This is a genomic window from Bradyrhizobium mercantei, from assembly GCF_001982635.1.
Lineage (GTDB): Bacteria > Pseudomonadota > Alphaproteobacteria > Rhizobiales > Xanthobacteraceae > Bradyrhizobium > Bradyrhizobium mercantei.
In genome coordinates this window covers 15,941-40,000 of record NZ_MKFI01000007.1, presented here as the reverse complement: position 1 = coordinate 40,000, position 24,060 = coordinate 15,941, and the positions used below count along the sequence as shown (strand labels likewise).

The 24,060-nt window shown below is 64.6% G+C and carries 24 protein-coding genes; 8 read left to right on the top strand and 16 right to left on the bottom strand.

From position 1 onward, the window contains the following. Window positions 1-157: 157 nt before the first annotated feature. Both BI327_RS29985 and BI327_RS29980 read right to left on the bottom strand, forming a co-directional pair. Window positions 158-718: a sugar O-acetyltransferase gene (locus BI327_RS29985; protein ID WP_167386917.1), complete on the bottom strand. Its 561-nt coding sequence runs from the start codon at window positions 716-718 to the stop codon at window positions 158-160. Next, window positions 715-1,698: a bifunctional riboflavin kinase/FAD synthetase gene (locus BI327_RS29980; RefSeq protein WP_076864896.1), complete on the bottom strand. Its 984-nt coding sequence runs from the start codon at window positions 1,696-1,698 to the stop codon at window positions 715-717. The genes BI327_RS29985 and BI327_RS29980 overlap by 4 nt, the downstream gene beginning before the upstream one ends. Window positions 1,699-1,910: 212 nt before the next feature. On the opposite strand from BI327_RS29980, the gene BI327_RS29975 reads away from it, so the two are divergent. Then, window positions 1,911-2,306, top strand: a complete 396-nt coding sequence (locus BI327_RS29975) for a response regulator (protein WP_016844467.1) — start codon at window positions 1,911-1,913, stop codon at window positions 2,304-2,306. 233 nt (window positions 2,307-2,539) lie between these two features. On the opposite strand, the gene BI327_RS29970 is transcribed toward BI327_RS29975, so the two are convergent. From BI327_RS29970 to uvrC, 7 genes are all read right to left on the bottom strand, one after another. Next, complete coding sequence (locus BI327_RS29970) at window positions 2,540-3,394, bottom strand: TIGR01459 family HAD-type hydrolase (protein ID WP_076864895.1); 855 nt, start codon at window positions 3,392-3,394, stop codon at window positions 2,540-2,542. A 15-nt stretch (window positions 3,395-3,409) separates the two neighbouring features. After that, window positions 3,410-4,822 (bottom strand): EAL domain-containing protein, encoded by a 1,413-nt coding sequence (locus tag BI327_RS29965; protein WP_076864894.1) that lies wholly within the window; start codon window positions 4,820-4,822, stop codon window positions 3,410-3,412. 153 nt (window positions 4,823-4,975) lie between these two features. Further along, entirely contained in the window at window positions 4,976-5,935 is a 960-nt protein-coding gene (gene prmB, locus BI327_RS29960) for a 50S ribosomal protein L3 N(5)-glutamine methyltransferase (protein WP_076864893.1), read from the bottom strand. Further along, the gene (locus BI327_RS29955) at window positions 5,935-6,402 is read right to left on the bottom strand and encodes a molybdenum cofactor biosynthesis protein MoaE (protein ID WP_076864892.1); all 468 of its coding nucleotides are present in this window, start codon (window positions 6,400-6,402) and stop codon (window positions 5,935-5,937) included. Before BI327_RS29955 ends, prmB begins: the two co-directional genes overlap by 1 nt. Window positions 6,403-6,410: 8 nt before the next feature. Further along, window positions 6,411-6,662, bottom strand: a complete 252-nt coding sequence (gene moaD, locus BI327_RS29950; protein ID WP_076864891.1) for a molybdopterin converting factor subunit 1 — start codon at window positions 6,660-6,662, stop codon at window positions 6,411-6,413. After that, window positions 6,659-7,273, bottom strand: a complete 615-nt coding sequence (pgsA, locus tag BI327_RS29945) for a CDP-diacylglycerol--glycerol-3-phosphate 3-phosphatidyltransferase (RefSeq protein ID WP_016844474.1) — start codon at window positions 7,271-7,273, stop codon at window positions 6,659-6,661. Before pgsA ends, moaD begins: the two co-directional genes overlap by 4 nt. A 191-nt stretch (window positions 7,274-7,464) precedes the next feature. After that, window positions 7,465-9,558, bottom strand: a complete 2,094-nt coding sequence (gene uvrC, locus BI327_RS29940; protein WP_076864890.1) for an excinuclease ABC subunit UvrC — start codon at window positions 9,556-9,558, stop codon at window positions 7,465-7,467. A 268-nt stretch (window positions 9,559-9,826) separates the two neighbouring features. Between uvrC and BI327_RS29935 the strand changes: the two genes are divergently transcribed. Continuing rightward, window positions 9,827-10,453, top strand: coding sequence for an outer membrane protein (locus tag BI327_RS29935; protein WP_076864889.1), 627 nt, complete (start codon window positions 9,827-9,829; stop codon window positions 10,451-10,453). 273 nt (window positions 10,454-10,726) lie between these two features. Here BI327_RS29935 and BI327_RS29930 read toward each other — a convergent pair whose 3' ends face one another. From BI327_RS29930 to BI327_RS29915, 4 genes are all read right to left on the bottom strand, one after another. After that, entirely contained in the window at window positions 10,727-10,939 is a 213-nt protein-coding gene (locus BI327_RS29930) for a cold-shock protein (protein ID WP_016844477.1), read from the bottom strand. Window positions 10,940-11,200: 261 nt separating this feature from the next. Continuing rightward, window positions 11,201-12,061, bottom strand: coding sequence for a 23S rRNA (adenine(2030)-N(6))-methyltransferase RlmJ (locus BI327_RS29925; protein ID WP_076864888.1), 861 nt, complete (start codon window positions 12,059-12,061; stop codon window positions 11,201-11,203). Between the two features lie 240 nt (window positions 12,062-12,301). Further along, window positions 12,302-12,988: a ribonuclease T2 family protein gene (locus BI327_RS29920; protein ID WP_076864887.1), complete on the bottom strand. Its 687-nt coding sequence runs from the start codon at window positions 12,986-12,988 to the stop codon at window positions 12,302-12,304. Window positions 12,989-13,102: 114 nt separating this feature from the next. Beyond that, entirely contained in the window at window positions 13,103-13,585 is a 483-nt protein-coding gene (locus tag BI327_RS29915; protein ID WP_076865456.1) for a hypothetical protein, read from the bottom strand. A gap of 164 nt (window positions 13,586-13,749) precedes the next feature. Here BI327_RS29915 and BI327_RS29910 point away from each other — a divergent pair, with 164 nt between their 5' ends. The 3 genes from BI327_RS29910 (at window position 13,750) to BI327_RS29900 (ending at window position 17,520) form a co-directional block, all read left to right on the top strand. Further along, window positions 13,750-14,049, top strand: coding sequence for a hypothetical protein (locus BI327_RS29910; RefSeq protein WP_076864886.1), 300 nt, complete (start codon window positions 13,750-13,752; stop codon window positions 14,047-14,049). A 41-nt stretch (window positions 14,050-14,090) separates the two neighbouring features. Continuing rightward, entirely contained in the window at window positions 14,091-14,621 is a 531-nt protein-coding gene (locus BI327_RS29905; RefSeq protein WP_076864885.1) for a DUF3617 domain-containing protein, read from the top strand. 673 nt (window positions 14,622-15,294) lie between these two features. Continuing rightward, complete coding sequence (locus BI327_RS29900) at window positions 15,295-17,520, top strand: TonB-dependent siderophore receptor (RefSeq protein ID WP_076865455.1); 2,226 nt, start codon at window positions 15,295-15,297, stop codon at window positions 17,518-17,520. Between the two features lie 28 nt (window positions 17,521-17,548). Here BI327_RS29900 and BI327_RS29895 read toward each other — a convergent pair whose 3' ends face one another. The 3 genes from BI327_RS29895 to BI327_RS29885 form a co-directional block, all read right to left on the bottom strand. Further along, on the bottom strand, window positions 17,549-18,934 hold the full coding sequence (locus tag BI327_RS29895; protein ID WP_076864884.1) for an ATP-binding protein: 1,386 nt from the start codon (window positions 18,932-18,934) through the stop codon (window positions 17,549-17,551). 113 nt (window positions 18,935-19,047) lie between these two features. Then, window positions 19,048-19,752, bottom strand: a complete 705-nt coding sequence (locus BI327_RS29890; RefSeq protein WP_076865454.1) for a response regulator — start codon at window positions 19,750-19,752, stop codon at window positions 19,048-19,050. A 20-nt stretch (window positions 19,753-19,772) separates the two neighbouring features. After that, window positions 19,773-20,318, bottom strand: a complete 546-nt coding sequence (locus BI327_RS29885) for a MarR family winged helix-turn-helix transcriptional regulator (RefSeq protein ID WP_076864883.1) — start codon at window positions 20,316-20,318, stop codon at window positions 19,773-19,775. A 331-nt stretch (window positions 20,319-20,649) separates the two neighbouring features. On the opposite strand from BI327_RS29885, the gene BI327_RS29880 reads away from it, so the two are divergent. The 3 genes from BI327_RS29880 (at window position 20,650) to hisS (ending at window position 24,042) form a co-directional block, all read left to right on the top strand. After that, a complete protein-coding gene (locus BI327_RS29880) occupies window positions 20,650-21,729 on the top strand; it encodes a branched-chain amino acid aminotransferase (RefSeq protein WP_076864882.1) in 1,080 nt (359 codons plus the stop codon). A gap of 218 nt (window positions 21,730-21,947) precedes the next feature. Further along, entirely contained in the window at window positions 21,948-22,454 is a 507-nt protein-coding gene (locus tag BI327_RS29875; RefSeq protein ID WP_083742265.1) for a YegJ family protein, read from the top strand. Between the two features lie 73 nt (window positions 22,455-22,527). Further along, entirely contained in the window at window positions 22,528-24,042 is a 1,515-nt protein-coding gene (hisS, locus tag BI327_RS29870; RefSeq protein ID WP_089025638.1) for a histidine--tRNA ligase, read from the top strand. The last annotated feature ends 18 nt before the right edge of the window (window positions 24,043-24,060 follow it).

The window sequence follows — 24,060 nt, the reverse complement described above, 5'->3', positions numbered from 1 at the left end:
TTCACCTCTCCCCGGCGGGGAGAGGTCGATTTGCGCAGCAAATCGGGTGAGGGGCCGCAGCTCCACCGAGAGACCTTAACCCCTCACCCGGCGCTGCGCGCCGACCTCTCCCAAGGGAGAGGTGACCTCACCGCCGCCGCTCCAGCTCAACCAAGCCTCATCCCGCGCTAGGCTGCCGCCGCCGGGCCGGATTTCCGGCCACGATCGTCCCGGGGGCGACGTCCCGCGTCACCACGCTGCCGGCCCCGACCAGGGCGCCGTCGCCGATCATGACGCCGGGCAGGATGATGGCACCTCCGCCGATCCAGACGTCGCTGCCGATCCGGATCGGGCGGCCGAATTCGAGCCCGGCGCGGCGGGTTTCGGCATCGCGCGGGTGGTCGGCCGTATAGATCTGCACCGCGGGTCCGATCTGGGTGCGTTCACCGATCACGACCTCGACGACGTCGAGGATCACGCAATTGAAGTTGAGGAACACGCCGTCGCCGAGGCTGATATTGCTGCCGTAATCGCAGAAGAACGGCGGACGGATCACGGCGTCCTTGCCGACCTTGCGGAAGCGCTCGGCGAGCAGCGCGTGCAGCTCGGCTGCGGACGAAGCACCCGACGCATTGTAGCGCGCCATCCAATGTTCCGCCGCGGTATGGTCGGCGGCGAGTTCTGCATCCGGGCGATACAGCTCGCCCGCGAGCATTTTCTGCTTCTCAGTCTTGTTCAACCAATCACTCCGAGCTGCGGGAACGCGTCGGGCGCGGCGGCGAGTTGCGCGCGCGCCTTGGCGCTGTCGTCATCCATCTGGCGTATCAACGCCTCGATGGTGTCGAATTTCAGCTCTTCGCGAATGAAACCGATGAATGCGACATCAAGGACCGTGTCGTAGAGATCGCCCTTGAAATCGAACAGGAACACTTCGAGCAGCGGCGCGCCGTTGTCGAAGGTCGGGCGGCGCCCGAAGCTTGCGACACCGTCGAACCGTACCTTGTCGTTGCCCTGTGCCTTGCCGACCCGCACCGCATAGATGCCGTGCTTCAGGCCGCAATGCTTGTCGAGGCGGATATTGGCAGTGGGATAGCCGAGGTCGCGACCGCGCTTCTCGCCATGGATCACCTTGCCGGTGACGAACCACGGCCCGCCCAGCATCGTGATGGCTTCAGTCACCTCGCCCTCGGCGAGCGCCATGCGGATGGCGCTGGAGGACACCGGGCGCTCCTCGATGTCGACATGGGCCTGCACATCGACCTCGATGCCGAGCCGCGGCGCTTCGCTGACGAGCAGGCTCGGCGAGCCGACTCGGCCCTTGCCGAAATGGAAGTCGTAGCCGACCGCGATCCCGCTGATGCCGAGCCGGCGGATCAGGTCATGGTGAATGAAATCCTGCGCCGAGGTCCCTGCGCGCGCCTTGTCGAATGTCATCACGACAGCGCCGGCGAGTCCGGTGGCCGCGAGCAGCCGCAGCTTGTTGGTCTCGTCCGTGAGGCGGAATTGCGGGGTGTTAGGGCTGAAGAAGCTGCGCGGATGCGGCTCGAAGGTCACCGCGAGCGCGGGCACGCCGTGCGCCTTGCCCATCGCCAGCGCCGCGCCGATCACGGCGCGGTGACCGAGATGGACGCCGTCGAAATTTCCCATCGCGACCACGGCGCCCTTCGGAATGGCGCTTTCGGGGGTGTTGTCGCGGATAACGGTAAAGCCGGTGCTCATGTCAGGGATTCTTCAAGGATTTTTAAGCATGATTGTTGCGCCGGACCGTGACGCGGCGGCGGCGTGGAAGTCAAGCTTAGCGAAAATCGCGTCAAATCCGTAACAATCCGGATTCAGCCGGTTAACGCGCTGTTTAACGCCTGCTGTTAGTCGTTGGCGGAAAGCTGCGTTTGTGCAGAAGCCAAGTTGCGTTAGTCGTTTTGGGGGGAAAGATGGCGGTTGATTTGTCCATGCCGGTTCTGGTGGTTGATGATTACAGCACCATGATCCGCATCATCCGGAATCTCCTCAAGCAGCTTGGATTCGAGAATATCGACGATGCCTCCGACGGCTCGGCAGCGCTCAACAAGATGCGCGGCAAGAAATACGGCCTGGTGATTTCCGACTGGAACATGGAGCCGATGACCGGCTACGACCTGCTCAAGGAAGTCCGCGCCGATCCCAATCTCGCGACCACGCCCTTCATCATGATCACCGCGGAATCCAAGACCGAGAACGTGATCGCGGCCAAGAAGGCCGGCGTGAACAACTACATCGTCAAGCCGTTCAATGCGGCGACGCTGAAGACCAAGATCGAGGCCGTGTTCCCGGACATGGCGACGGCGTAAGACGCTCGTCCATCATCGCATCAACGGAATTTACGTCATGCCCGGGCTTGTCCCGGGCATTTGCGCCTTTGAGGTCGACGGTAAGGCGGGCGGATGCGTGTGATTTCGGAATATTAGAAGTATGCGCCTGAGTTGCCCGACGTGTCAAGTTGCCAAGTCGAACACCGGCCGCCGCCGGCTGCTTTGCATGGGGTTGTTTTCGATATTTTGGCAGCGCGCCCCGCGACGCGCCGCTACCACTTCAGCTCGCGCATCAGCGCACGCGGCGGATGGCCGAACAATTCCTTGATCGAGGCCGCATCGAGCTGCTCGATGCCCTCGAACTGCTCGGAATGGATGCCGCGGGTGACGAACAACAGGTCGATGCCGAACCCAAGGGCGCCGGTCAGATCGGTGCGCACGGAATCGCCGATCGCGAGCACACGGCTGAGTTCGGTGGGGCGCCCGCGGCGCTCGGCAGCCAGCGCCATCGCGCGCTCGTAGATCGGCCGGTGCGGCTTGCCGTAGAAGATCACCTCGCCGCCGAGCTCGCGATACAGTTCGGCGACCGCGCCGGCGCAGTAGATCAGCCGGTCGCCGCGCTCGACCACGATGTCCGGATTGGCGCAGACCAGCGTGAGCTTGCGTGCGAGAGCTTTCAATAGCGTGTCGCGATAGTCCTCGGCGGATTCGGTCTCGTCGTCGAACAGGCCGGTGCAGATGATGTAGTCCGCCTGCTCCAGCGGCACCAAGGTGGCGTCGAGGCCGCGATGGATCGAGCTGTCGCGCTCCGGACCGATCCAGAAGATCTTCTGGCCAGGATGATCGGCCACGAAGTGGCGCGTCAGGTCGCCCGAGGAGACGATCGCGTCATAGGTCTCGTCGGCGACGCCGAGCTTGCGGAGCTGGCGCTGCACGGAATCGGCCGGCCGCGGCGCGTTGGTGATCAGGATCACCGTGCCGCCCTGCTTGCGGAATGTGTGCAATGCCTCGCAGGCCTCGGGAAAGGACTCGAGCCCGTTGTGCACGACGCCCCAGATATCCGACAGCACCACATCGACACCGCCGACGAGGTCGCGCAGCTGCTCCACGAAGCGCAACGAAGTCATGATCCGTTCCGTTGGTTAGTTCGGGCCGAGGGCGCGGCGCGCCAGCGCGGCGCTGCCGGTTGCGCGTGGTGGCGCTGCGGGGCTGGAGACGGGTGCTGAAGTGCCGGCGCCATTAACGTCCTGGGGGTTGGCCTGCGGAGCCTCGGCGGTAGCAGATGCCCCTTCCGGCCGCAACGGCCGCGGCGGCGCGAACAGGAAGCCCTGGCCGAACCGGACATCATAGTCGAGCAGGTCGACCACCGAGCGCTCGCCCTCGATCCGCTCGGCGATCAGGTCGATGCCGAAGCGGCCGAGCAGGTCGGACAGATCGGAAGGATGGATATCCGACGTCGCGCTCTGCTTGGCATCGAGCAGCAGTGCGGCCGGGACCTTGATGAAGCGGACGCCGCGATCGGCGAGCTCGCGCGGTTCGAGCCGGAGGTCGCTGACATGGTCGATCGAGAAGCGGTAGCCGCGCTGCGACAGCGCCGCGAGGTTCTCGCTTTCAACCGGACCGAGATTGCGGAAGGTCGCCTGCTTGAACTCGAGCACGAAGGACGGCGCCAGCGCGCGGTTGGCTTCGAGGAAATCGAGACACTGGGTGAAATGCTCCGGACTGGACAGCGTCGCTGCCGACACGTTGCAGAACACGCCGACATCCTTGCTGCGGATCATCAGGCGGCGCAGCACCTGGACGCAGCGAAGCATCACCATGTGATCGATGCGGCCGATCAGACCGCCGGCCTCGGCCGCCTCGATGAAATCGTCGGCGGCAAGCACCTGGTCGCGCTCGTCGCGCAGCCGCGTCACCGCCTCGTAATAGCGCACCTTGCGCTGCGGCAGCGTCACCATCGGTTGCAGGTAGATGTCGAGGCGGTTCGCATCGATGGCGTGCCTGATCGCGCCGACGAGCTGGGCCTGGCTGCGTGAGATCGCCGGCGGTGGTGTCGGCGGCGGCGGGGCCGCGAACACGACGGTCGGGGCCGGCGCGACCGGTTGCAGCAGATCGTCGCGCGGCGAGGCGGTTGGTGGCACTGCCGGGCCTGCCGCCAGCAGGTCCTCATGATGGGCGACGGACGCCGCGAGCTGCCGCACCAGTCCGCCGAGCTCGTTGATCTCGCCGGCCATGCCCTGCATCCGGTCGGCGCCGGCGGAGTTGGCCGAGGCGACGCGGCCCTCGACTGCGGCCAGCCGGCGGCCGAATTCGGCGACCTGGCGGGCGAGATCGGCGGTGCCGCGCGACAGGTCCGCGATCTGGCCGCCGACGTCGCTGCGGTCGCGCAACCGCATCGAAACGGCGTTGTAGAGGATCAGGCAGGTGAGGGCGGTGAGCGCCACGATCGCCGATTCAGATCCGCTGATGCCGGCCACCGAATACAGCACGAAGCCGAGCGAGGCTGCGACCAGCACCATGCAGATGGCGATGAAGATCGTCGAAATGCGAATCATGTCGCGCGCCCGCGCCCTCTGTCCGAACGTCCCCGGAGCGCAACCTTAGCACCATTGTTGATTCGGCGGGCCAGCGATCTTCGGAACCGGCTGGAACTGCACACGATTTTCGCTTCGCCCAGCACTAAACCGGAGCCGGCCCGCGGCCGCCGGTCAGAGGTCGGCGGCGGCGATCCAGAACACCTCGCCCTCGGAGTCCTCGGTGTCGAGCCAGAGCAGCGGCAGGTTGGGATAGGCGGCTTCGAGATTGTCGCGGCCGCGGCCGATCTCGCACAGCAACCCGCCCTGCGGGGTCAGATGCTGCCTGGCCTCGTCGAGCAGGCGGCGGACGATGTCGAGCCCGTCGGTGCCGCCGTCGAACGCGATCTTCGGCTCGGCGCGGCACTCGCGCGGCAGCGCCGCCATGCCTTCGGCGTCGACATAGGGCGGGTTCGAGATGATGAGATCGTAGCTGTTGTCGCCGAGCGGCTTGAACAGGTCGCCGCGATAGAGCGTCAGGCGATCGTCGAGGCCGTGATCGGTGACGTTGCGCGCGGCAACTTCCAGCGCATCCTTGGAAATATCCACCGCGTCGACCGCGGCGTTGGCGAAGTGCCGCGCGGCCAGGATCGCAAGGCAGCCGGAGCCGGTGCAGAGGTCGAGCACGCTGCCGACCTCCTCGGGATCGCCGATCAGCGACGTGCCGTCCTCGTCGCCGCCGAAGTGCGAATCCAGCAGTTCACCGATGAAGGAGCGCGGCACGATGGTGCGTTCGTCGACATAGAACGGCAGGCCGCGCATATAGACCTTGTTGACGAGATAGGCGGCCGGCTTTCGCGTCGCGATCCGGCGCTCGATCAAATCGAGGATCTGCTTGCCCTCAGCGATCGTGACACGCGCGGTCGCAAAATTCTCGAACTGGTCGGGATGCAGATGCAGTGTCTCGCAGATCAGGAACGCGGCTTCGGCGACCGGATCGGTGGTGCCGTGCGCGAACACCAGCTTTGCGGCATTGAAGCGGCTGACCGCATAGCGGAGGTAATCGAACAAGGTGAGAAGCTCGCCGGCACCGACCTTCGGCGCCTTTGGCGCGGCCGGGCTGCGTTTGGCCGGCACTTTGCTGCGCTTGGCCATCAGGGTTTGGTCCAGCGCGCCGCGGCCGCGTCGTCATGGTCGCGCGCCTCGATCCAGCTCGTGCCGCGCGCGCTTTCCTCGCGCTTCCAGAACGGTGCGTTGGTCTTCAGATAGTCCATCAGGAACTCGGCTGCCTCGAACGCGGCCTGCCGGTGCGCCGAGGCGGTGACGACCAGCACGATGTTCTCGCCCGGCGCGATGCGGCCGAAGCGGTGGATGACGGTGAGGCCCCGCAACGGCCAGCGCGAAAGCGCCTCGTCGGCGTGACGGGTGATCTCGGCTTCCGCCATGCCGGGGTAATGCTCGAGCGTCAGTGCCGCGATCGGCTCGCCCTGCTCGCTGCCGCGGCAGATGCCGCTGAAGCTGACGACCGCGCCGACATCGGTGCGGCCCTTGCTCAAAGCGGCAATCTCCTGCGCGACGTCGAAGTCGGCTTCCTGGATGCGGATGGTCGCGGTAATCGTCATGGGAAGATTTAGCCGCCGGTCATCGGCGGGAAGAACGCGATCTCGCGGGCGCCGGAGATTGCAGCATCCGCTTTGACATGGGCGTGGTCGATCGCGGCGCGGATCACCGTGGGCTTCTCGAAGGCATAGGCGTAGGCATCGTCGCGCGCGGCAAGCCAGCCGATCAGGTCACCGACGGTGCGCACCTCGGCCGGCGGCTCGACGATCTCTTCGGCCTTGCCGACGCGCTCACGCACCCAGGCGAAATATTTCAGCTTCATCCCTCATCCTCCTTGATGAGGTGATGGATGCCGGCACGGAAGTAATCCCAGCCGGTATAGATCGTGAAGATCGCCGACATCCAGAGCAGCACGATGCCGATCAGGGTGGTGGCCGGGAACACCTGCTCGCCCGCTTCGCCGGCGATCAGGAAGCCGATCGCCACCAGCTGGATCGTCGTCTTCCATTTCGCAAGCTTGGTGACGGGAACGCTGACCCTGAGCCCCGCGAGATATTCGCGCAGGCCCGAGACCAGGATCTCGCGGCACAGGATCACGATCGCCGCCCACAGCGTCCAGCCATGGATCGAGTTGTCGGCGGCCAGCATCAAGAGGCTGGAGGCGACCAGCAGCTTGTCGGCGATCGGGTCGAGCATCCGGCCGAAGGCGGACTGCTGGTCCCACATCCGGGCGTAATAGCCGTCGAGATAATCGGTGATCCCTGCCGCAATGAACACGGCCAGCGCCACCCAGCGCAGCCACAACGGGCCGTCCAGGATCGACTGCCAGTAGACGCAACCGATCACCACCGGGATGGCGGCGATCCGGGCGTAGGTCAGGATATTCGGGAGGGACATGGTCTTGGTCTGTCCCCGGGTCGTGGCGATGTTCATCCGTTCTACCAATACCGCTGAAGCGAGAAGGTCAACCGTGCGGGCGCCAAAGCGCGGCGAGATTACGCGGAATCGTCATGGCGCCTTAGCTCGTTGTTTAAGCATGACCTTTTCGTAACCTTGGCTCATGCTTTCCGCATCATGCCCTAGATGCCCTGTCGCAGGCGACGCCCTGATGAATAGCCTTTGGTTTAACCCGGCTGGGCATGGAAAAACTCGAAAATCTTGCGGGCACTCTCGGCGCTGACGCCGGGAACCTTGCCGAGGTCGGCGATCGAGGCCCGCTCGATCTCTTTCAGCGTTCCGAAGTGGTGCAGCAAGGCGCGTTTGCGCGACGGGCCGATGCCCGGGATCTCCTGCAGACCAGCCTCGCGGATGTCCTTTTTGCGCAGCTTGCGGTGCGAGCCGATCACGAAGCGGTGGGCCTCGTCGCGCAGCCGCTGGATGAAATAGAGCACCGGGTCGCGCGGCTCCAGCTTGATGGCCTCGCGGTCCGGCATGAACAGGGTTTCGCGCCCCGCATCGCGGTCCGGTCCCTTGGCCACCGCCATCAGCGAGACCCGGGTCAGCCCGAGATTCTCAAAGATTTCCCTGACCGCGTTGAGCTGGCCGCGGCCGCCGTCGATGATGACGAGGTCGGGCCATTGCGGAAACGACTCGTCGTCCGTCTTGTCGTCGACCTTGGCAACCTCGCCTTCCGGCGGCTTCAAGAGCCGCTTGAAGCGCCGTTCCAGCACCTCGCGCATCATTCCGTAATCGTCGCCGGGCGTCAGCCCCTGGGACTTGATGTTGAACTTGCGGTACTGGTTCTTCATGAAGCCGTCGGGGCCGGCCACGATCATCGCGCCGACCGCGTTGGTGCCCTGGATGTGGCTGTTGTCGTAGACCTCGATGCGCTTTGGCGTGTGCGGCAGGCCGAGCGTGGTGACCATGCCCTCCAGCAGCCGGCTTTGCGTCGCGGTGTCGGCGAGCTTGCGGCCGAGCGCCTCGCGCGCATTGGTCAGCGCGTGGCCGATCAGCTCCTTCTTTTCGCCGCGCTTCGGCACCGAGACCTCGACCTTGGATCCGGCCTTGACCGACAGCGCGTCGGCGAGCAGCGCGCTTTCCTCGATCTCGTGCGACAGCAGGATCAGCTTCGGCGGCGGCTTGTCGTCGTAGAACTGCGCGAGGAACGAGGACAGCACCTCCTCCGGCGTAAAACTCTTCTCGGCCTTCGGGAAATAGGCGCGGTTGCCCCAGTTCTGGCCGGTGCGGAAGAAGAACACCTCGACGCAGGAATAGCCGCCTTCCTGGTGGATCGCGAACACGTCGGCTTCTTCGACCGTGCGCGGATTGATGCCCTGCTGCGACTGGATCGCCGACAGCGCCGCGAGACGGTCGCGGTACAGCGCCGCAGTCTCGAATTCGAGCTCGCCGGAAGCCTTCTCCATCTCGGCGGCGAGCAGCTCCTTCACGGCGTGGCTGCGGCCGGAGAGGAATTCGGTCGCCTCGCGCACCAGCTCGCTGTAGCCGGGGAAATCGATCTCGCGGGTGCAGGGGCCGGCGCAGCGCTTGATCTGATAGAGCAGGCAGGGCCGGCTGCGGCTTTCGAAGAAGCCGTCGGTGCAGGAGCGGATCAGGAACGCGCGCTGCAGCGCCGTGATGGTGCGGTTGACCGCGCCCGCGTTGGCGAACGGGCCGAAATAGCGGCCGGGCCGCGACTGCGCGCCGCGATGCTTGAGGATCTGCGGCGCCCAATGGTCGCCGGTGATCAGGATATAGGGAAACGACTTGTCGTCGCGCAGCTGCACGTTGAAGCGCGGGCGAAGCTGCTTGATCAGATTGGCTTCGAGCAGCAGCGCCTCGGTCTCGGTCATGGTCGAGACGATCTCGACATGCGTGGTCGCCGCGATCATGCGCAGGATGCGCGCCGGCAGCGGCGCGTTGGCTCGCGCATAGGACGACAGCCGCTTTTTGACGTTCTTCGCCTTGCCGACATAGAGCACATCGTTGGCGGCGTTGAGCATGCGGTAGACGCCGGGTGAGGTCGGGGCGAGGCGGACCGCGTTCTCGATCGCGGCATGCCCGACCGAAAGCGTGCCCTCGGCGACCGCCTCGGTGGTCTCCTCCGACGCCTCGGGAAGACGTGCGTCATCCTCCTCCTCGGCGGCGGAGGTTTCGGGATCGACGTCGCTGGTGTCGAGCGTCAAATCGTCCTGCGGCAGGTCGGACTTTGAGCCGCGCCGTGGCTTGGGGGAGTCAACCTTGGGGGCCGGCGACGGACGCTCGGGAGAATCGTGAACCATGGGCCGTAAATTAAGCGCTTGGGCGACCGCTCGCCAGCGTTGGCGGCACCGGAAAACAATCCCGATTGCAGCAGGTTACCGGCCCCGTGCGGCTGCCGGGGCGGACGGGTAACGCATTGTTAAGATTGATGAGCGGGCCGGTAACCGGGCTTAACAGGCCTTTAACTTAAAACTCTCGATAAACCTTAGCGAAAAAAGTGGAATTCCGTAACCACGCCGGCCCTGGGCCAGCGGGCTGCGGCAGTTGCGTTGTGTGTGGAGAGTACCAATGACCCGGTTTGTTGCGCGTGCGCTGGCACTGATCGTCGCAGGCTGGACGACCTCGGCGGCGTCGGCGGACCTCAACAATTACGGCTCGCCCTATACCGTCTATCAGCCGCTCAACGCCTATAGCTGGGCCGGGCCCTATCTCGGCGGCAACGCCGGCTACGGCTGGGGTTCGGTCGAGAACAACCCGACCAAGCCGTCGGGTTTCGTCGGCGGCGTGCAGGCCGGCTACAATTTCCAGAACGGCTCTCCCTGGGTGTTCGGTATCGAGGCCGATATCCAGGGCTCGACTGCGGACGACCGGTTCGCGCCCTGGAAGTTCTCCAACCCGTGGTTCGGCACGGTGCGCGGCCGCGCCGGCTATGCGGTCAACAACGTGCTGTTCTATGCGACCGGCGGTCTTGCCTTCGGCGAACTGCGCGGCGAGACGTTCGGCGTCACGGAGAGCCGCACCAATGCGGGCTTCACCGTCGGCGCCGGCGCCGAAATGGGCTTTGCCCCGAACTGGAGCGCCAAGATCGAATATCTCTATGTCGACCTCGCCAACAGCAACTTCACGATCACCGGCGGCGCGTCGAACGGCTACAGCTTCAGCCTGGTTCGCGCCGGCATCAACTATCACTTCTGAGAACAAGAAAACGTTCGATATCAACTCCCGGCTGCGCCTTGCGCGGCCGGGTTTTTCTTTGTGCTGACGATCCGGGACATCGCGCGCGGCAGCACGCACGCCACGCGTCCGCGATCCAATCCGTGGGCCGCACGCTTAGGACTTGCGGCACGGCCGGTCGCGTCCGCATCATGCAGGCGGTCATGCAGCGAGCGCGAGCCACGCGCCCGGCAATCAACTCACACGCAACGCTTCATTCGCCGTTCACGACGAGCCGCGCACCGCGAGCGCTCGTCATGAAACCACCAGGTTGACCGCCTTCGGGCCCTTGCCCTTCTTGTCGGGTTCAACCTCGAACGTAATGCGCTGTCCTTCAGTCAGGTCCTTCAATCCTGCACGCTCGACAGCTGTGATGTGAACGAACACATCGCGGCCGCCATCATCAGGCTTGATGAAGCCGTAGCCACGCTCTCCGTTGAAGAACTTGACTGTCCCAGTCATGGCCATCGGGAAACTCCTCCCCCGTATTGCTCCACCGCTACGCGCACGCCGCGTAGCGGTTGACCGACATTCGCTTGTCGGACGCTTGGCCACCTGAACAGGCCGGCGTCACGCCGCCGGTCTGCCTGGATTTTATTTCGGCCTTGTCACTCCGCCGCAACCATTCGCGGAAGCGGAACGTAAAGCCAGTCGTAACAGGACGAGCATAATACGGTTCCGCGCAAATTGCCTATGCTCAAAATCGAACTTTTCGGTGGGTGCTGTAGATCAAGGTTTAGGCGTCTCGAGTCTGAAGCGTGCCGCGCCGCCTTGACCGAGCGGCTTCTCGAGTTCGGGCAGGATGATCTTCAGTTCGTTCGCCAGCGTCCATGGCGGATTCACTATCAAAAGGCCGGTGGAAACGAGGCCTGCGTCCGCTTCTTGCGGCGCCACACTGAATTCCAAGCGCAAGCATTTGCCGGCGGGCCGGCTGCTTGCTGTTGCAGTGGTCACGCTGCGCGCGAGGTCGTCGGTGGCCCTCCGGGATTTTACGGGGTACCACAAAAGGTACGCGCCGGTCGGCCACTTCGCATACGCTTCCGTGAATGCACTGGCCAGCCGCTCGAACTCATCCTTCGCTTCGAACGGCGGATCGATCAGCGCCAGGCCGCGCCGCTCGTTCGGCGGCACGAATGCGGGCAGCGCCATCCAGCCGTCGAGATCGACGACACGCGCTTGCGCGTCGCGGCGCAACGCATCGATCAATTGCTTGCGCGCAGTCGGTTCGATCTCGCAGGCCGTGAGTCGATCTTGCGGACGCAGCAGCGCCCGCGCGATCAGCGGTGAACCGGGATAGGCTTTCAGCTCGCCTCGCGGATTGAATGCCCTGACGATGTCGAGATACGGCGCGATCAAGGGCAACACCTTGTCGGAGAGCCGCGCCTGCATCAGCCGTGCGATTCCGGTAAGCCATTCGCCGCCGCGCTGCGCTTCGCTCGACGTCAGATCATAGAGGCCGGCGCCGGCATGGGTGTCGATGACGCGGAACGGCGCCTGCTTCTCCTGCAGATAGGTGAGCATGCGCACCAGCACGATGTGCTTGATGACGTCGGCAAAGTTGCCGGCATGAAAGGCGTGACGGTAGTTCATGCGGTTATCGCGCTGCGCTCCAGAGGGTGCGCATGTTGTACTTCGTCGTGCCCGGTCTGTCCCGGCCTTCGCCAAGGCTTCGGCGGGGTTAACGTCTGAACTCGGCGAAGCCTTGGCGCAGCCGGCTCCCGGGTATCCGCACCTTGTCTCGCTTGTTTCGCGACGGCGCCGTTCGGACGGCCGGGACATTCTGCGCGACGACGTGCGGCGCGCGTCTGGCCCGTCATGACGCGGCGGGCTTCAGCCGCCACGGACCGGCGGCATCAGCACCTGATCGCGGCGGCAGGCGCGGCGATCGATTTCCTCGCAGGAGCGGAATTGGAGATCCTTGCTGAGGCAGATCCGCACCTCGCTGAGCCGCTTGCTGTCGCAGGTCACCGAGATCGCGGAGTTGCTGAGCCCCGGATTGGCCTTGATGAACGCCGTTTCCAGCTCGTCGGGTGCGATCGTCTTCGGCTCCGACAATTGCAGGAATTCCTCGGGGATCTTCACCGCGGCGCGGGCCTTGCGGATGGCTTCGAAATAGGCGCGCTCGCCGAGACCGGAGCAGGTGCCGTGCTTGTCCCACTCATTGTAGATCAGCCCGGGTGCCGGCATCAGGTCGAGCATCGAGGTCATGATGTTGCGGGCGAGACGCGGCGAGGGGCGCTGGCAGTATTCCGGGAAGCCACGCTCATATTGCGGCCACAGGCCGTGCACCACGAAGGAATACGGCCGCCCGCCGCACTGCGCCTGGGTGCCGCGGCCATTGTTGCCGCGCTCGCTCGCCGCCTCGCAGAACGAGGGCGACCAGGACAGCGACAGCACATAGAAGTCGAACTCACCGGGCGCATTCTGGCGGCGATCCTGGGCCGAGGCCCCGGCCGCACCACACAGAATAAAGGCAGCCGAAATCAGGAATCGGGAAATTGTGACCAACCGAGGCATCAAACGCTCCCCTGACGCGAACGTTCGGAGCCTAGCAGGCTACCGGAACATTTCAAGAACAAAAGCCGCCGGCTGAAATGACGGCGGCTTCCATTTTACCGATCACGTCGGAGATCAGGGCCGGGCGGCCCGGCAAGACGGGTTGTAGGCCCAGTTGCGGTCCAGCCCGGTTACGCACCATTCGACGCCGTCGAGGAATCCGCTTCCAGTGAAGCCGCCGTCCTCAATGATCGAATAATGTACCTTGCGCACCTTTCCGTCGCTCAGCATCGCATCACCCGTGCAATAGCGACGCGGGATATTGTCGGATTGCCAGGGGCGGAACGCGGTTTCGTGGACCCGGCTGAAGCCGGTGATTACGAGCGGCGAATTCCAGAAGGTGGCTTCCTTTTCATGGAATTGATCGCTGATGGTGGTCAGGGCCTTCTCGCATGGCGCCACATTGCCGTCATAGCGCGGACCCGACAGCCAGAAATTCAGCTCGAACGGATTGGCGGCCTGGGCCGAGCCCCCGAAAGCCAGCAGGCCGACCACGAGTGCGGCGCCGAGACCAAGCTTTTGGCCGAGTTTGTTACGGGAGTTGAACAGGTTGCGCATGGGAATCCACCCGATTTCGATGCCGCGGACGGTGCCGCGAAGCCCCGGCAAGGTCAAGTGCAGCGCGGCAACACCTGTCGAGAAGTCCACCATTGGTAGCCCGGTCGTTCTTTTCACGGTCGCCGGCGCACTCTATGTTGGTTTCAAGCGAAATGGAGTCTGCGATGCGAAGGAAATTGGCCGCGTGCCTGGTTGCTGTTTGCGGGATGCTGGCCGTTGGTCCGGCGCGAGCCGACTGGATGCAGCCGGTACCGCCGTTCAAGGGCAACGATACCGGCGGTATCATCGCCTATTCGCTCGCGGCCCAGACCGACGCCCGGCAGCTCGCCGTCGATCACTGCGCCTCCTACGGCAAGGTCGTCAAATTCCTTGCGGTTCAGCGCTATCCGGGTGGCTACATCTCGTTCGCCTGCCGCTGGGTGCCCTATGGCGCGGCCGAGAGGCCGCTGCGCACGCGCTACTGAGCGCGCTCCATATCCTCATCGTTCAGCCGGGAGCTAACCGCATGACCCGACGGCTTGCCTTGCTTGGTTCGGCTGTTTGCCTTGTCCTGTCCGCCGGCGCCGCCTGCGCCGTCGACCTGCCGATCCGCAAGGCCGGTCTGTGGGAGATGAAAATGGTGCGTACCGGTGGGCCGATGCCGGAAATCACCATGCAGCACTGCACCGACGAGACCACCGACAAGGAGATGAGCGCGGCGGCCTCGCCGATGGCCAAGGAAGTCTGCTCCAAGCAGGACGTCCAGAAGACCGCGACGGGCTATGTCAGCGACAGCGTGTGCAGCGTCGCCGGCATGTCGATGCAGAGCCACGCCGAGATCGTCGGCGACTTCAATTCCGCCTACACGGTCAAGAGCACCTCGCATGCCGAGGGTGGCGCGGCCGGCTCCCGCGACACCACGATGACCATCGAGGCGAAATGGCTCGGCGCCTGCAAGAGCGACCAGAAGCCCGGCGACATCATCATGCCCGGCGGCATGAAGATGAACGTCAAGGACATGGAAAAGCTGAAGGGCCTGCTGCCCAAGCAGAAGTAGCGCCCACCTATTCGACCGCTGCCGCGCGTTTGAACACGGCCTCTCCCATGCGGAGAGGCCGTGATGCTTTTGGCCATCATCGTTGCGCGCGGCTGGCGACATACGTGCAAGGCAGTCTTGCACTGAACTGACGCGCAATCATCTGATCTCTCCCCGTCACCCCCGCGCAAAGGCTTTGTCTTTGTCGCTGGAGGAGCGCGAAGCGCGTCTCGAAGGGTCGACGGCCCGGCTGGTGGCCGTGCATCCTTCGAGACGCCGCTTCGCGGCTCCTCAGGATGACGGGCTCACGCCGCTCGCTCGCGTTGAACGATCGCTGCGTGCGTCATCCGCCAGTCCATCTGAGAGGACGTTGACGCACATAAAATTTTTCGCACTGAAAGCATCCCACAACAGCGCTTCGCTTTGAATCGTTCCAGTGTCGCACATCTTGAATCGCTCCAATGTTGCGCGTCGTGCGCGCTTCAAGCGATTCTATTTTGCGCGTGTGGAATTTCACGCACCCCGTCGATAGAAGTCCGCCCCAATCGATGTCCGCTTCATGAGGAAGACGCGGCTCGATCAAGATCAGTCTGGGCGTGTGGGGTGTTGTTCGGTGGGAATGACTTCGTATCGAAGCAAGCGCGGCTTGCTTGGATCAACGGCTGCGATCAATGCAGCGTTTCTTGGTTCGGTGATGCTCGGAGCATCGGGGGCGAACGTCGCCAGCGCTCAGACGCAAACCAGTCCTCCGTCGAACAATGTCAGCGTGCTTCCGGCAGTGACGGTGGATCAGCCCGGCGCGGCGAAGAAGCGCGCTGCCGCCGCTTCAAGTCAGAACACCAGGTCTTCGCGCGCGGTCGCGGCGAACCGACACAGTCGTGTCGCTACGCCCACTCAGAGCCAGGCTCCGCGATCGCAGGGCTCCGCGGGCAATATCGGCACAACGACCGGCTATGTCGCGACCGGCAGCACCGCCGGCACCAAGACCAACACGGCGCTGATCGAGACGCCGCAGTCGCTGTCGGTCGTCACGCAAAAGGAGCTCAGGGATCGCAACGTTCAGACGCTCAAGGATGCGGTCAGCTACACGCCCGGCGTGACGACCACGGCGTTCGGCTATGATCCCCGGTTCGACAGTTTCTACATCCGCGGCTTCGATGCGACCTATACCGGGATCTATCGCGACGGCCTGCGCCAGGGCGGCGGCAACTTCGCCATTCCCAAGATCGAGCCTTATGGTCTCGACAGCGTGTCGATCCTCCGCGGCCCGGCCTCGGGCCTCTACGGCCTCGGCTCTCCAGGCGGCATCGTGGACGTCACGACGAAGCGGCCCACCTTGACGCCGTTCGGCGAGGTGCAGCTGCAAGCCGGCACTTACGATCGTTATCAAGGCAGTTTCGATATCGGTGGCCCGGTGCCCGGCAGCGATCAACTATATTACCGGCTGACGGGTTTGCTGCGCGAGGCGAAGACCTGGTATCCCGGCAACGACGATGATCGCACCTATATCGCGCCGGCGCTGACCTGGCGGCCGGACGCCGATACGTCGTTCACGATCCTCAGCGAATATCAAAGCAGCCGGACCGCCGCGAGCATCGGCAATTTCCGCACGCCCGACGGACAATTGACCAACATCTACTCGAACGATCCGGCCTTCAGCGCCATGGATCAGAAGCAGTATCGCATCGGTTACGCGTTCGAGCACAATGTCGACGACGTCTGGACGGTGCGGCAGAACTTCCGCTTCTATCAGGTCGATACCGACGCGAAATACACCCAGATCGATTCCATCGACAGCAGCACCAATCTCGCGTCGCGCTCCGCCTGGCGGATCCTCGACAGTTTCAACACCGTGAGCCTCGACAATCAGGCCGAGGCCAAGTTCAATCTCGGCGCGATCAAGAACACGGTGCTGTTCGGCGTCGACTACGGCCACTCCTACTACAACGACAAGATCGGTTACGGTGCGGCTCCGGATCTCAACCTCCTGACGATGAACTACGGTGCCCAGGCGATCGCGACGCCGGCCTTCTCGATCTTCAACAAGCAGTCGACCGACGAGGTCGGGGTCTATGCGCAGGAGCAGGCCAGGCTCGGCGGCTTCGTTCTGACGCTCAACGGGCGCCAGAGCTGGGTGTCGCAGACGACGACGGCGGGTCTCGACGGCGTGCCCGCAACGCAGAAGGCCAACGCCTTCACGGGCCGCGCGGGTCTCGCTTACGTCTTCGACAGCGGCGTTGCGCCCTATGTCAGCTACGCGACGTCCTTCGCTCCGCAGGTCGGTGTCGACGTGTCCGGGACACCATTCAAGCCGACCACCGGCGAGCAGAAGGAGGTCGGCATCAAGTACCAGATGCCGCAGCTTCCGGTGCTGTTGACCGCCGCGGTGTTCGACATCACGCAGGACAACGTGCTGCGCACCGATCCCAACAACATGGCCTTCCAGGCGGCAACCGGGCAGGTCGAATCCAAGGGCGTCGAGCTCGAGGCGAAGCTGGCGCTCAAGCAGGGATTCGATCTCACCGCCGCCTACACCCATCTCAACGTCGTGATCACGCAGGGCAATCCCGATACGACCGGCAACCAGCTCTCCGGGATTCCGCGGAATTCCTTCGCCGCCTTCGGCAAATACACCTTCCAGTCCGGCGTCCCCGTCGAAGGGCTCGGGCTCGGTCTCGGTGTCCGCTATATCGGGACCAACTTCGGCAACGACCAGAACACGTTCGAGAACGCCGCGACGACGCTGTTCGATGCGGTGATCGATTACGATCTGGGCAAGTTCGACCGCCGCTTGCTCGGCGCCACCATGCGCGTCAACGCGACCAATCTGTTCGACACGCGCTACCAGACCTGCCAGTCCGGCTATTGCTATGCCGGCGAGCGGCGTCAGGTGATCGGCACGCTGTCCTACCGCTGGTAGCTCAAGGCGGCCGAAGGATTGGCCTTCACTAGACCGGCACCCGCACCTGCGCGCGCAGGCCGCCCATCGGGCTTTCGCCGAGCATGATGTCGCCGCCATGCGAGCGCGCGATGTCGCGCGCGATCGCAAGCCCGAGGCCGCTGCCGCCTTCGTCCTGGTTGCGGGCATCATCGAGCCGCAGGAACGGCTTGAACACTTCCTCGCGCATATTGGCCGGGATGCCGGGCCCGTCGTCGTCGACCGTGATGTTGAGATAGCGGTGGTCGCGATGGCCGGTGATCGAGATCGTGTTGGCGTGGCGCGCCGCGTTGGAGACGAGGTTGGCGAGGCAGCGCTTGAATGAGGCCGGCTTGACCGTGACGACGGGCAGGCCGTGGAATGCGACGGTCGCGGTGTGGCCGTGGCGCTCGGCGTCGCTGCGCAACTCCTCCAGCGCGGCCGCCATGTCGGTCGGCTGTGCGACCTCGCCGGAATCGCCGCGCGCGAAGGCGAGATAATCTTCCAGCATCATCGACATCTCGTCGACGTCCTTGCGCATCGCGTCGATCTCGGGGCCTTCGCCGATCAGGGCGAGTTCGAGCTTGAAGCGGGTCAGGATGGTGCGCAGATCATGCGACACGCCGGCCAGCATCGCGGTGCGCTGCTCGATCGAGCGTTCGACGCGCGCCTTCATCTCGATGAAGGCTTGCGCCGCGCGCCGCACCTCACGCGCGCCGCGCGGCCGGAAGTTCGGCGCCTCGCGGCCCTTTCCGAAGCTTTCGGCGGCGTCGGCCAGCCGCAGAATCGGCTTGATCTGGTTGCGCAGGAACAGCACGGCGACGATCAGGAGGATCGTCGAGGTGCCGAGCATCCAGAAGATGAAGATCTCCGAATTGGAGGCGTAGGCCGCGCTGCGCTGGGCGAAGATCCGCATCACCGAGTCGTCGAGCTGGACGCGGATCTCGACCAGGTTGGACTTGCCGACGGTGTCGATCCAGAACGGACGGCTGATCTGGCGGCCGAGCTGCACCGAGAGCGTCTGGTCGAGCAGCGAGAAGAACGGCTTTGGTCCCGGCGGCGGCATGTCGCCGGCGGGGAGGAAATCGACCACCAGCTGCAGCTTCTGGGCGATGCCGCGCAGGTGCGCGCGGTCCTTGTCCTGCGGATAGGTCTTGTAGACGTCGATCAGCGCGGCGATGTCCGACACCACCGCGGCCGACAGGCGCCGCGTCACCGTGTTCCAGTGCCGCTCCATGAACACAAAGGCGACCACGGTCTGCAGGATCACCATCGGCACGATCATGATCAAGAGCGCGCGGGCGTAGAGGCCGGTCGGCATCCAGCTCTTGAACGCATTGCCCATCCAGCCGTTCGCCTTCGAGACGCGCTGCGAGGCGTTCTTGATCAGGGTCAGGCCGGAGTCGAGCGTGCTCATGCGGATGCTCTAAAGCATGATCCGGAAAAGTGCGTAGCGGTTTTCCGACAAGATCATGCTCAAATAAGGACCTGAAGCGCGATGACGATTCATCTCATCAATCTCATCGCGCTTCAGGGCGAGGCCACCAGGCGATAGCCGATGCCGCGCACCGCCTGCAGGAACAGCGGATTGGCGGGATCGTGCTCGATCTTGCGGCGCAGGCGGTTGATCTGCACGTCGACCGCGCGCTCGTTGACGGTGCCGCCAGAGGTCAGCTCGGCGCGCGGCACGGTCTCGCCGGGTGCGCTGGCAAGGATGCGCAGCATCTCGCGCTCGCGGTCGGTGAGATGGATGATCTCCTCGCCCTGGCGCAGTTCGCTGCGCTCGATGTGGAAAATGTAGGGGCCGAACGCGATCTGCTCGACGGTGACGACCTGCGGCGGCGCGGTGCGCTTGAGGATATTGCCGATGCGCAGCACCAGCTCGCGCGGCTCGAACGGCTTGGCGACATAATCGTCGGCGCCGATTTGCAGGCCCTCGATGCGGGCCTCCGCCTCATGGCGCGCGGTCAGCATGATGATCGGCACCGTCGAGGACGTCCGGATGAAGCGGGCGAGGTCGAAGCCGTTCTCGCCGGGCATCATCACGTCGAGGATCAGCAGGTCGAAATGCAGCCCGAGCAGCTTGGCGCGCGCGTCGGTGGCGCTCATTGCCGTCGTGACGCGATAGCCCTCGCTGGACAGAAAGCGCGACAGCAGGTCGCGGATGCGGCGGTCGTCGTCGACCAGGAGGAGATGCGGCGCGTCGTCGGCCGGTTCGACCGGCGCGCGCATCATGGTTGCAGCCTGCACCGGGTTCACTCCCTTGTTTTTCTGCCGCCGCCGAAGATCGCTTCGAGCACCTTGTCGGGATCGTCGCGGTCGATCATCGCGCGGAGGAATTGGCGAACCGTCTCGACGCCGGCCGGATCAATGCCGGCGACCGCGCGGTTGATGCGGTCGGTCTGCAACCCCGCGAGCTTGGCGACCAGGGCCTCGCCCTTCGGCGTGGCGTAGAGCAGGCGCTGCCGGCGGTCATTGTTGCCGGTCTTCTGCACGATGTAGCCCTCGTCCAGCAGCTGCTTGAGCACACGCCCGAGCGACTGCTTGGTGATGCGCAGGACGTCGAGCAGGTCGGCGACCTTCAGGCCCGGATAGCGGGTCACGAAGTGGATGACGCGGTGGTGGGCCCGGCCGAAGCCGAACGCCTCCAGCTCCTGGTCGGCGTCGCCGACAAAGTCGCGATAGGCGAAGAACAACAGCTCGATGATGTCCCAGCGCAGATCGCGCCCCGCTGCGGGAGCGTGGTCATCTCCCTGCGAATCGGGCTTGGCAGCCATGCCTGAGAAATTTATGTCAGTCATATTGACGTATCTTGGGTTCAATGTTACAAAACTGCCTATCACGACGAAACATTAGGTCGTTTTGTCCTCGACAGCGTTTAAGGCGGCCTGAAAGAGCCTGTGAGGCGGTTTGGGCCGCAAATTGGACTACCGTGCGATTGTCGAGCGGCATTTCGGCAAACATACTGGACTTCAGCATTCCGCAAAAGCATGTCTGAACGGGCATGTTGGCGATGGAAACCGGCCGGGTTGCCGGCGGTGGTGAAGTCCGGACCAGCCGAGCCTGACGGCTCCGGGGGAAACAGGCCGGCGCCCGGTATGGCGCCGGTTCCGACAGCGGAAAGCAAGAAAAATGACTTTGAAATTCGACATCCAGCCTTCTCCGAATGCGACGTCCGACAAGGATCGCGCGGCGAAGCTCGTGGACCCGGGCTTCGGCCGCGTCTTTACCGATCACATGGCGATCGTCCGCTACAGCCAGGGCAAGGGCTGGCACAGCGCCCGCGTCGAGGCCCGCGCGAACTTTCCGCTCGATCCGGCCGGCGCGGTGCTGCACTACGCCCAGGAAATCTTCGAAGGCCTCAAGGCCTACAAGCGCGACGATGGCGGCGTGAACCTGTTCCGCCCGGATGCCAATGCCCGCCGCTTCCATGATTCGGCCGAGCGCATGGCAATGGCGCCGCTGCCCGAGGATGTGTTCATCGATGCGGTCGAGCAGCTGGTGCGGATCGATCGCGCCTGGATCCCGGGCGGCGAGGGCAGTCTCTATCTGCGGCCGTTCATGATCGCGAGCGAGATCTTCCTCGGCGTGAAGCCGTCGGCCGAATACATCTTCTCGGTCATCGCCTCTCCGGTCGGCTCCTATTTCAAGGGCGGCCCTGCGCCGGTGTCGATCTGGGTGTCGGAGAATTACACGCGCGCCGCGATCGGCGGCACCGGCGCGGTGAAGTGCGGCGGCAATTATGCCGCCAGCCTGCGCGCACAGGCCGAGGCGATCGATCGCGGCTGCGACCAGGTCGTGTTCCTCGACGCGGTCGAGCGCCGCTACATCGAGGAGCTCGGCGGCATGAACGTCTTCTTCGCCTTCGATGACGGCTCGCTGCTGACGCCGCCGCTCGGCACCATCCTCCCCGGCATCACCCGCGATTCGATCATCGCGCTCGCCAAGGATGCCGGCACGCGCGTGCGCGAGGAGCCCTACACGATCCAGCAGTGGCGTGCGGATGCCGCGAGCGGCAAGCTGAAGGAGGCGTTCGCCTGCGGCACCGCCGCCGTGATCTCGCCGATCGGCAAGGTGTGCTCGGCGAGCGGCGATTTCCAGATCAGCGGCGGTGTCGCCGGCCCGGTCGCCATGGGCCTGCGCAAGAAGCTGGTCGACATCCAGTACGGTCGCACCAACGACCCGCATAACTGGATCAGAAACGTCGCCTGACGCGGGGCGGGTTCCTTAGCTGACGTGCTTCGATTGGGCGCCTCTTCCTGTGCAAGGGAGAGGCGCCATCGTTTTTGGAACAGCGGCGAGCACGCCGGCGCTCCGCCTCTTCTGTCATTTTTCCGTGTGATCAGCCGTCATCGCATGAACGGGCTGCCGCGAGCGCGCGACAAAGTCTCGCCTCCCGCTTCAAACCATCCCCCATCCTGCGTGATCACATGACCAAAACTTCCGTAACCCGTCTCACCTGTGCCGTGCTGATCGCGGCTGCCTCCGTGCTCGGTGGAACGAGCACGCTCCGCGCCGAGGACCGCTCGCCGGTGATCGATGTGCGCACGGCCGACCCCGACATGAACGCCGCGATCACCCATGCGCGCGAGACGCAGCCGGCGTTCTGGGCTTCCTACGAGGCCCCGAAGCCGTCCGAGACCCAGCATTCCCTCAAGGTCCGCTTTCCGACCCATCGCAACGAGGGCGAGCACATCTGGATGAGCGACGTGAAGAAGCTGCCGAACGGCGGCTATTCCGGCCGGTTCGCCAACCAGCCGCGCGACCTGCCGGGCAAACGGGCCGGCGATCTCGTCGAATTCAAGGAGGCCGACATCTCCGACTGGATGTTCATGCGTAACGGCAAGATCGTCGGCGGCGAGACCATCAAGCCGCTGCTGAAATCGATGCCGAAGGCCGACGCCGACGCGCTTCGCGCGCGGATGGAGCAGCCCTGAGGGCCGTTGTTCGGCCGCAGCGGAGGCGCAGAGCGAGGTTGCCGCCTTGCGTGTCCGCTGGTAAATGCCCGCGATGGCCGAAAAACCCAAAAAACCCCAGAAACTGAAGGCGCGCCTGCCGCGCGGGCTGGAAGATCGCGGCCCGGCCGCGATCAACGCCACGCGGGCGATGGTCGAGAAGATCCGCGCCGTCTACGAGCTCTACGGCTTCGAGCCGGTGGAGACGCCGGCGATGGAATACACCGACGCGCTCGGCAAGTTCCTGCCGGACCAGGACCGGCCCAACGAGGGCGTGTTCTCGTTCCAGGACGATGACGAGCAGTGGATCTCGCTGCGCTACGATTTGACCGCGCCGCTCGCGCGCTATGTCGCTGAGAATTTCGACGCGTTGCCGAAGCCGTATCGGTCCTATCGGTTCGGCTATGTCTTCCGCAACGAGAAGCCCGGCCCCGGCCGCTTCCGCCAGTTCATGCAGTTCGATGCCGACACGGTCGGCTCGGCGACGCCGGCGGCCGACGCCGAGATCTGCATGATGGCGGCCGACACGATGGAAGCGCTGGGTATTCCGCGCGGCTCCTATGTGGTGAAGGTGAACAACCGCAAGGTGCTCGACGGCGTGCTCGAGGCGATCGGCCTCGGCGGCGAAGAGAATGCCGGCCGCAGGCTCACCGTGCTGCGCGCGATCGACAAGCTCGACAAGTTTCCCGCCGACGAGGTTCGCAAGCTGCTCGGTCCCGGGCGATGGGACGGCGGCGAAGAGGGCAAGGGCGACTTCACCAAGGGCGCCGAGCTGAGCCCGGCGGACGCCGATATCGTGCTCGCCGTCACGCAACAGCGCGACGATTGGAAACAGGCGATCACAGCGGCCGAGACTTATTTGGCGAAAAGCGAAGTTGGCCAGGCCGGCGTGAGCGAGCTCGAAGAAATTGCAAAACTGGTCGCTGCGTCCGGCTATGGCGCGGATCGCATCCGCATCGATCCCACTGTCGTGCGCGGCCTCGAATACTACACGGGTCCCGTCTACGAGGTTGAGCTGCTGCTCGACACCAAGGACGAGAAGGGCCGCTCGGTGCGGTTCGGCTCGGTCGGCGGCGGTGGCCGCTATGACGGCCTCGTGTCGCGCTTCCGCGGCGAGCCGGTGCCGGCAACCGGCTTCTCGATCGGCGTGTCGCGCCTGCAGGCCGCGCTGACGATGCTCGGTCAGCTCGACACCCAGGCCGAGTTCGGCCCCGTCGTCGTCACCGTGTTCGATCGCGACCGCGTCGCCGATTACCAGAAGATGGTTGGGCAGTTGCGCCAGGCCGGCATCCGCGCCGAGCTCTATCTCGGCAATCCGAAGAACATGGGCAACCAGCTCAAATATGCCGACCGCCGCAACTCGCCCTGCGTGATCATCCAGGGCTCGGACGAGAAGGCGCGCGGCGAGGTGCAGATCAAGGATCTGATCGAGGGCGCCAAGGCGGCGGCTGCGATCGCGTCCAACCAGGAATGGCGCGAGACGCGGCCTGCGCAGTTCTCCTGCGCGGAGGCCGATCTGGTCGCCAAGGTCCGCGAGGTGCTGGCGCGGCATGACGTGAACTGGGGATAGCTGGTTTGTCATGCGCGG

What these genes read in the sequence shown, in the direction of transcription:
- BI327_RS29980 (WP_076864896.1), bottom strand. Translation starts at nt 1,698, where the DNA reads ATGAGCACCGGCTTTACCGTTATCCGCGACAACACCCCCGAAAGCGCC.
- BI327_RS29975 (WP_016844467.1), top strand. Translation starts at nt 1,911, where the DNA reads ATGGCGGTTGATTTGTCCATGCCGGTTCTGGTGGTTGATGATTACAGC.
- BI327_RS29970 (WP_076864895.1), bottom strand. Translation starts at nt 3,394, where the DNA reads ATGACTTCGTTGCGCTTCGTGGAGCAGCTGCGCGACCTCGTCGGCGGT.
- BI327_RS29965 (WP_076864894.1), bottom strand. Translation starts at nt 4,822, where the DNA reads ATGATTCGCATTTCGACGATCTTCATCGCCATCTGCATGGTGCTGGTC.
- prmB (WP_076864893.1), bottom strand. Translation starts at nt 5,935, where the DNA reads ATGGCCAAGCGCAGCAAAGTGCCGGCCAAACGCAGCCCGGCCGCGCCA.
- BI327_RS29955 (WP_076864892.1), bottom strand. Translation starts at nt 6,402, where the DNA reads ATGACGATTACCGCGACCATCCGCATCCAGGAAGCCGACTTCGACGTC.
- moaD (WP_076864891.1), bottom strand. Translation starts at nt 6,662, where the DNA reads ATGAAGCTGAAATATTTCGCCTGGGTGCGTGAGCGCGTCGGCAAGGCC.
- pgsA (WP_016844474.1), bottom strand. Translation starts at nt 7,273, where the DNA reads ATGAACATCGCCACGACCCGGGGACAGACCAAGACCATGTCCCTCCCG.
- uvrC (WP_076864890.1), bottom strand. Translation starts at nt 9,558, where the DNA reads ATGGTTCACGATTCTCCCGAGCGTCCGTCGCCGGCCCCCAAGGTTGAC.
- BI327_RS29935 (WP_076864889.1), top strand. Translation starts at nt 9,827, where the DNA reads ATGACCCGGTTTGTTGCGCGTGCGCTGGCACTGATCGTCGCAGGCTGG.
- BI327_RS29930 (WP_016844477.1), bottom strand. Translation starts at nt 10,939, where the DNA reads ATGGCCATGACTGGGACAGTCAAGTTCTTCAACGGAGAGCGTGGCTAC.
- BI327_RS29925 (WP_076864888.1), bottom strand. Translation starts at nt 12,061, where the DNA reads ATGAACTACCGTCACGCCTTTCATGCCGGCAACTTTGCCGACGTCATC.
- BI327_RS29920 (WP_076864887.1), bottom strand. Translation starts at nt 12,988, where the DNA reads ATGCCTCGGTTGGTCACAATTTCCCGATTCCTGATTTCGGCTGCCTTT.
- BI327_RS29915 (WP_076865456.1), bottom strand. Translation starts at nt 13,585, where the DNA reads ATGCGCAACCTGTTCAACTCCCGTAACAAACTCGGCCAAAAGCTTGGT.
- BI327_RS29910 (WP_076864886.1), top strand. Translation starts at nt 13,750, where the DNA reads ATGCGAAGGAAATTGGCCGCGTGCCTGGTTGCTGTTTGCGGGATGCTG.
- BI327_RS29905 (WP_076864885.1), top strand. Translation starts at nt 14,091, where the DNA reads ATGACCCGACGGCTTGCCTTGCTTGGTTCGGCTGTTTGCCTTGTCCTG.
- BI327_RS29900 (WP_076865455.1), top strand. Translation starts at nt 15,295, where the DNA reads ATGCTCGGAGCATCGGGGGCGAACGTCGCCAGCGCTCAGACGCAAACC.
- BI327_RS29895 (WP_076864884.1), bottom strand. Translation starts at nt 18,934, where the DNA reads ATGAGCACGCTCGACTCCGGCCTGACCCTGATCAAGAACGCCTCGCAG.
- BI327_RS29890 (WP_076865454.1), bottom strand. Translation starts at nt 19,752, where the DNA reads ATGATGCGCGCGCCGGTCGAACCGGCCGACGACGCGCCGCATCTCCTC.
- BI327_RS29885 (WP_076864883.1), bottom strand. Translation starts at nt 20,318, where the DNA reads ATGACTGACATAAATTTCTCAGGCATGGCTGCCAAGCCCGATTCGCAG.
- BI327_RS29880 (WP_076864882.1), top strand. Translation starts at nt 20,650, where the DNA reads ATGACTTTGAAATTCGACATCCAGCCTTCTCCGAATGCGACGTCCGAC.
- BI327_RS29875 (WP_083742265.1), top strand. Translation starts at nt 21,948, where the DNA reads ATGACCAAAACTTCCGTAACCCGTCTCACCTGTGCCGTGCTGATCGCG.
- hisS (WP_089025638.1), top strand. Translation starts at nt 22,528, where the DNA reads ATGGCCGAAAAACCCAAAAAACCCCAGAAACTGAAGGCGCGCCTGCCG.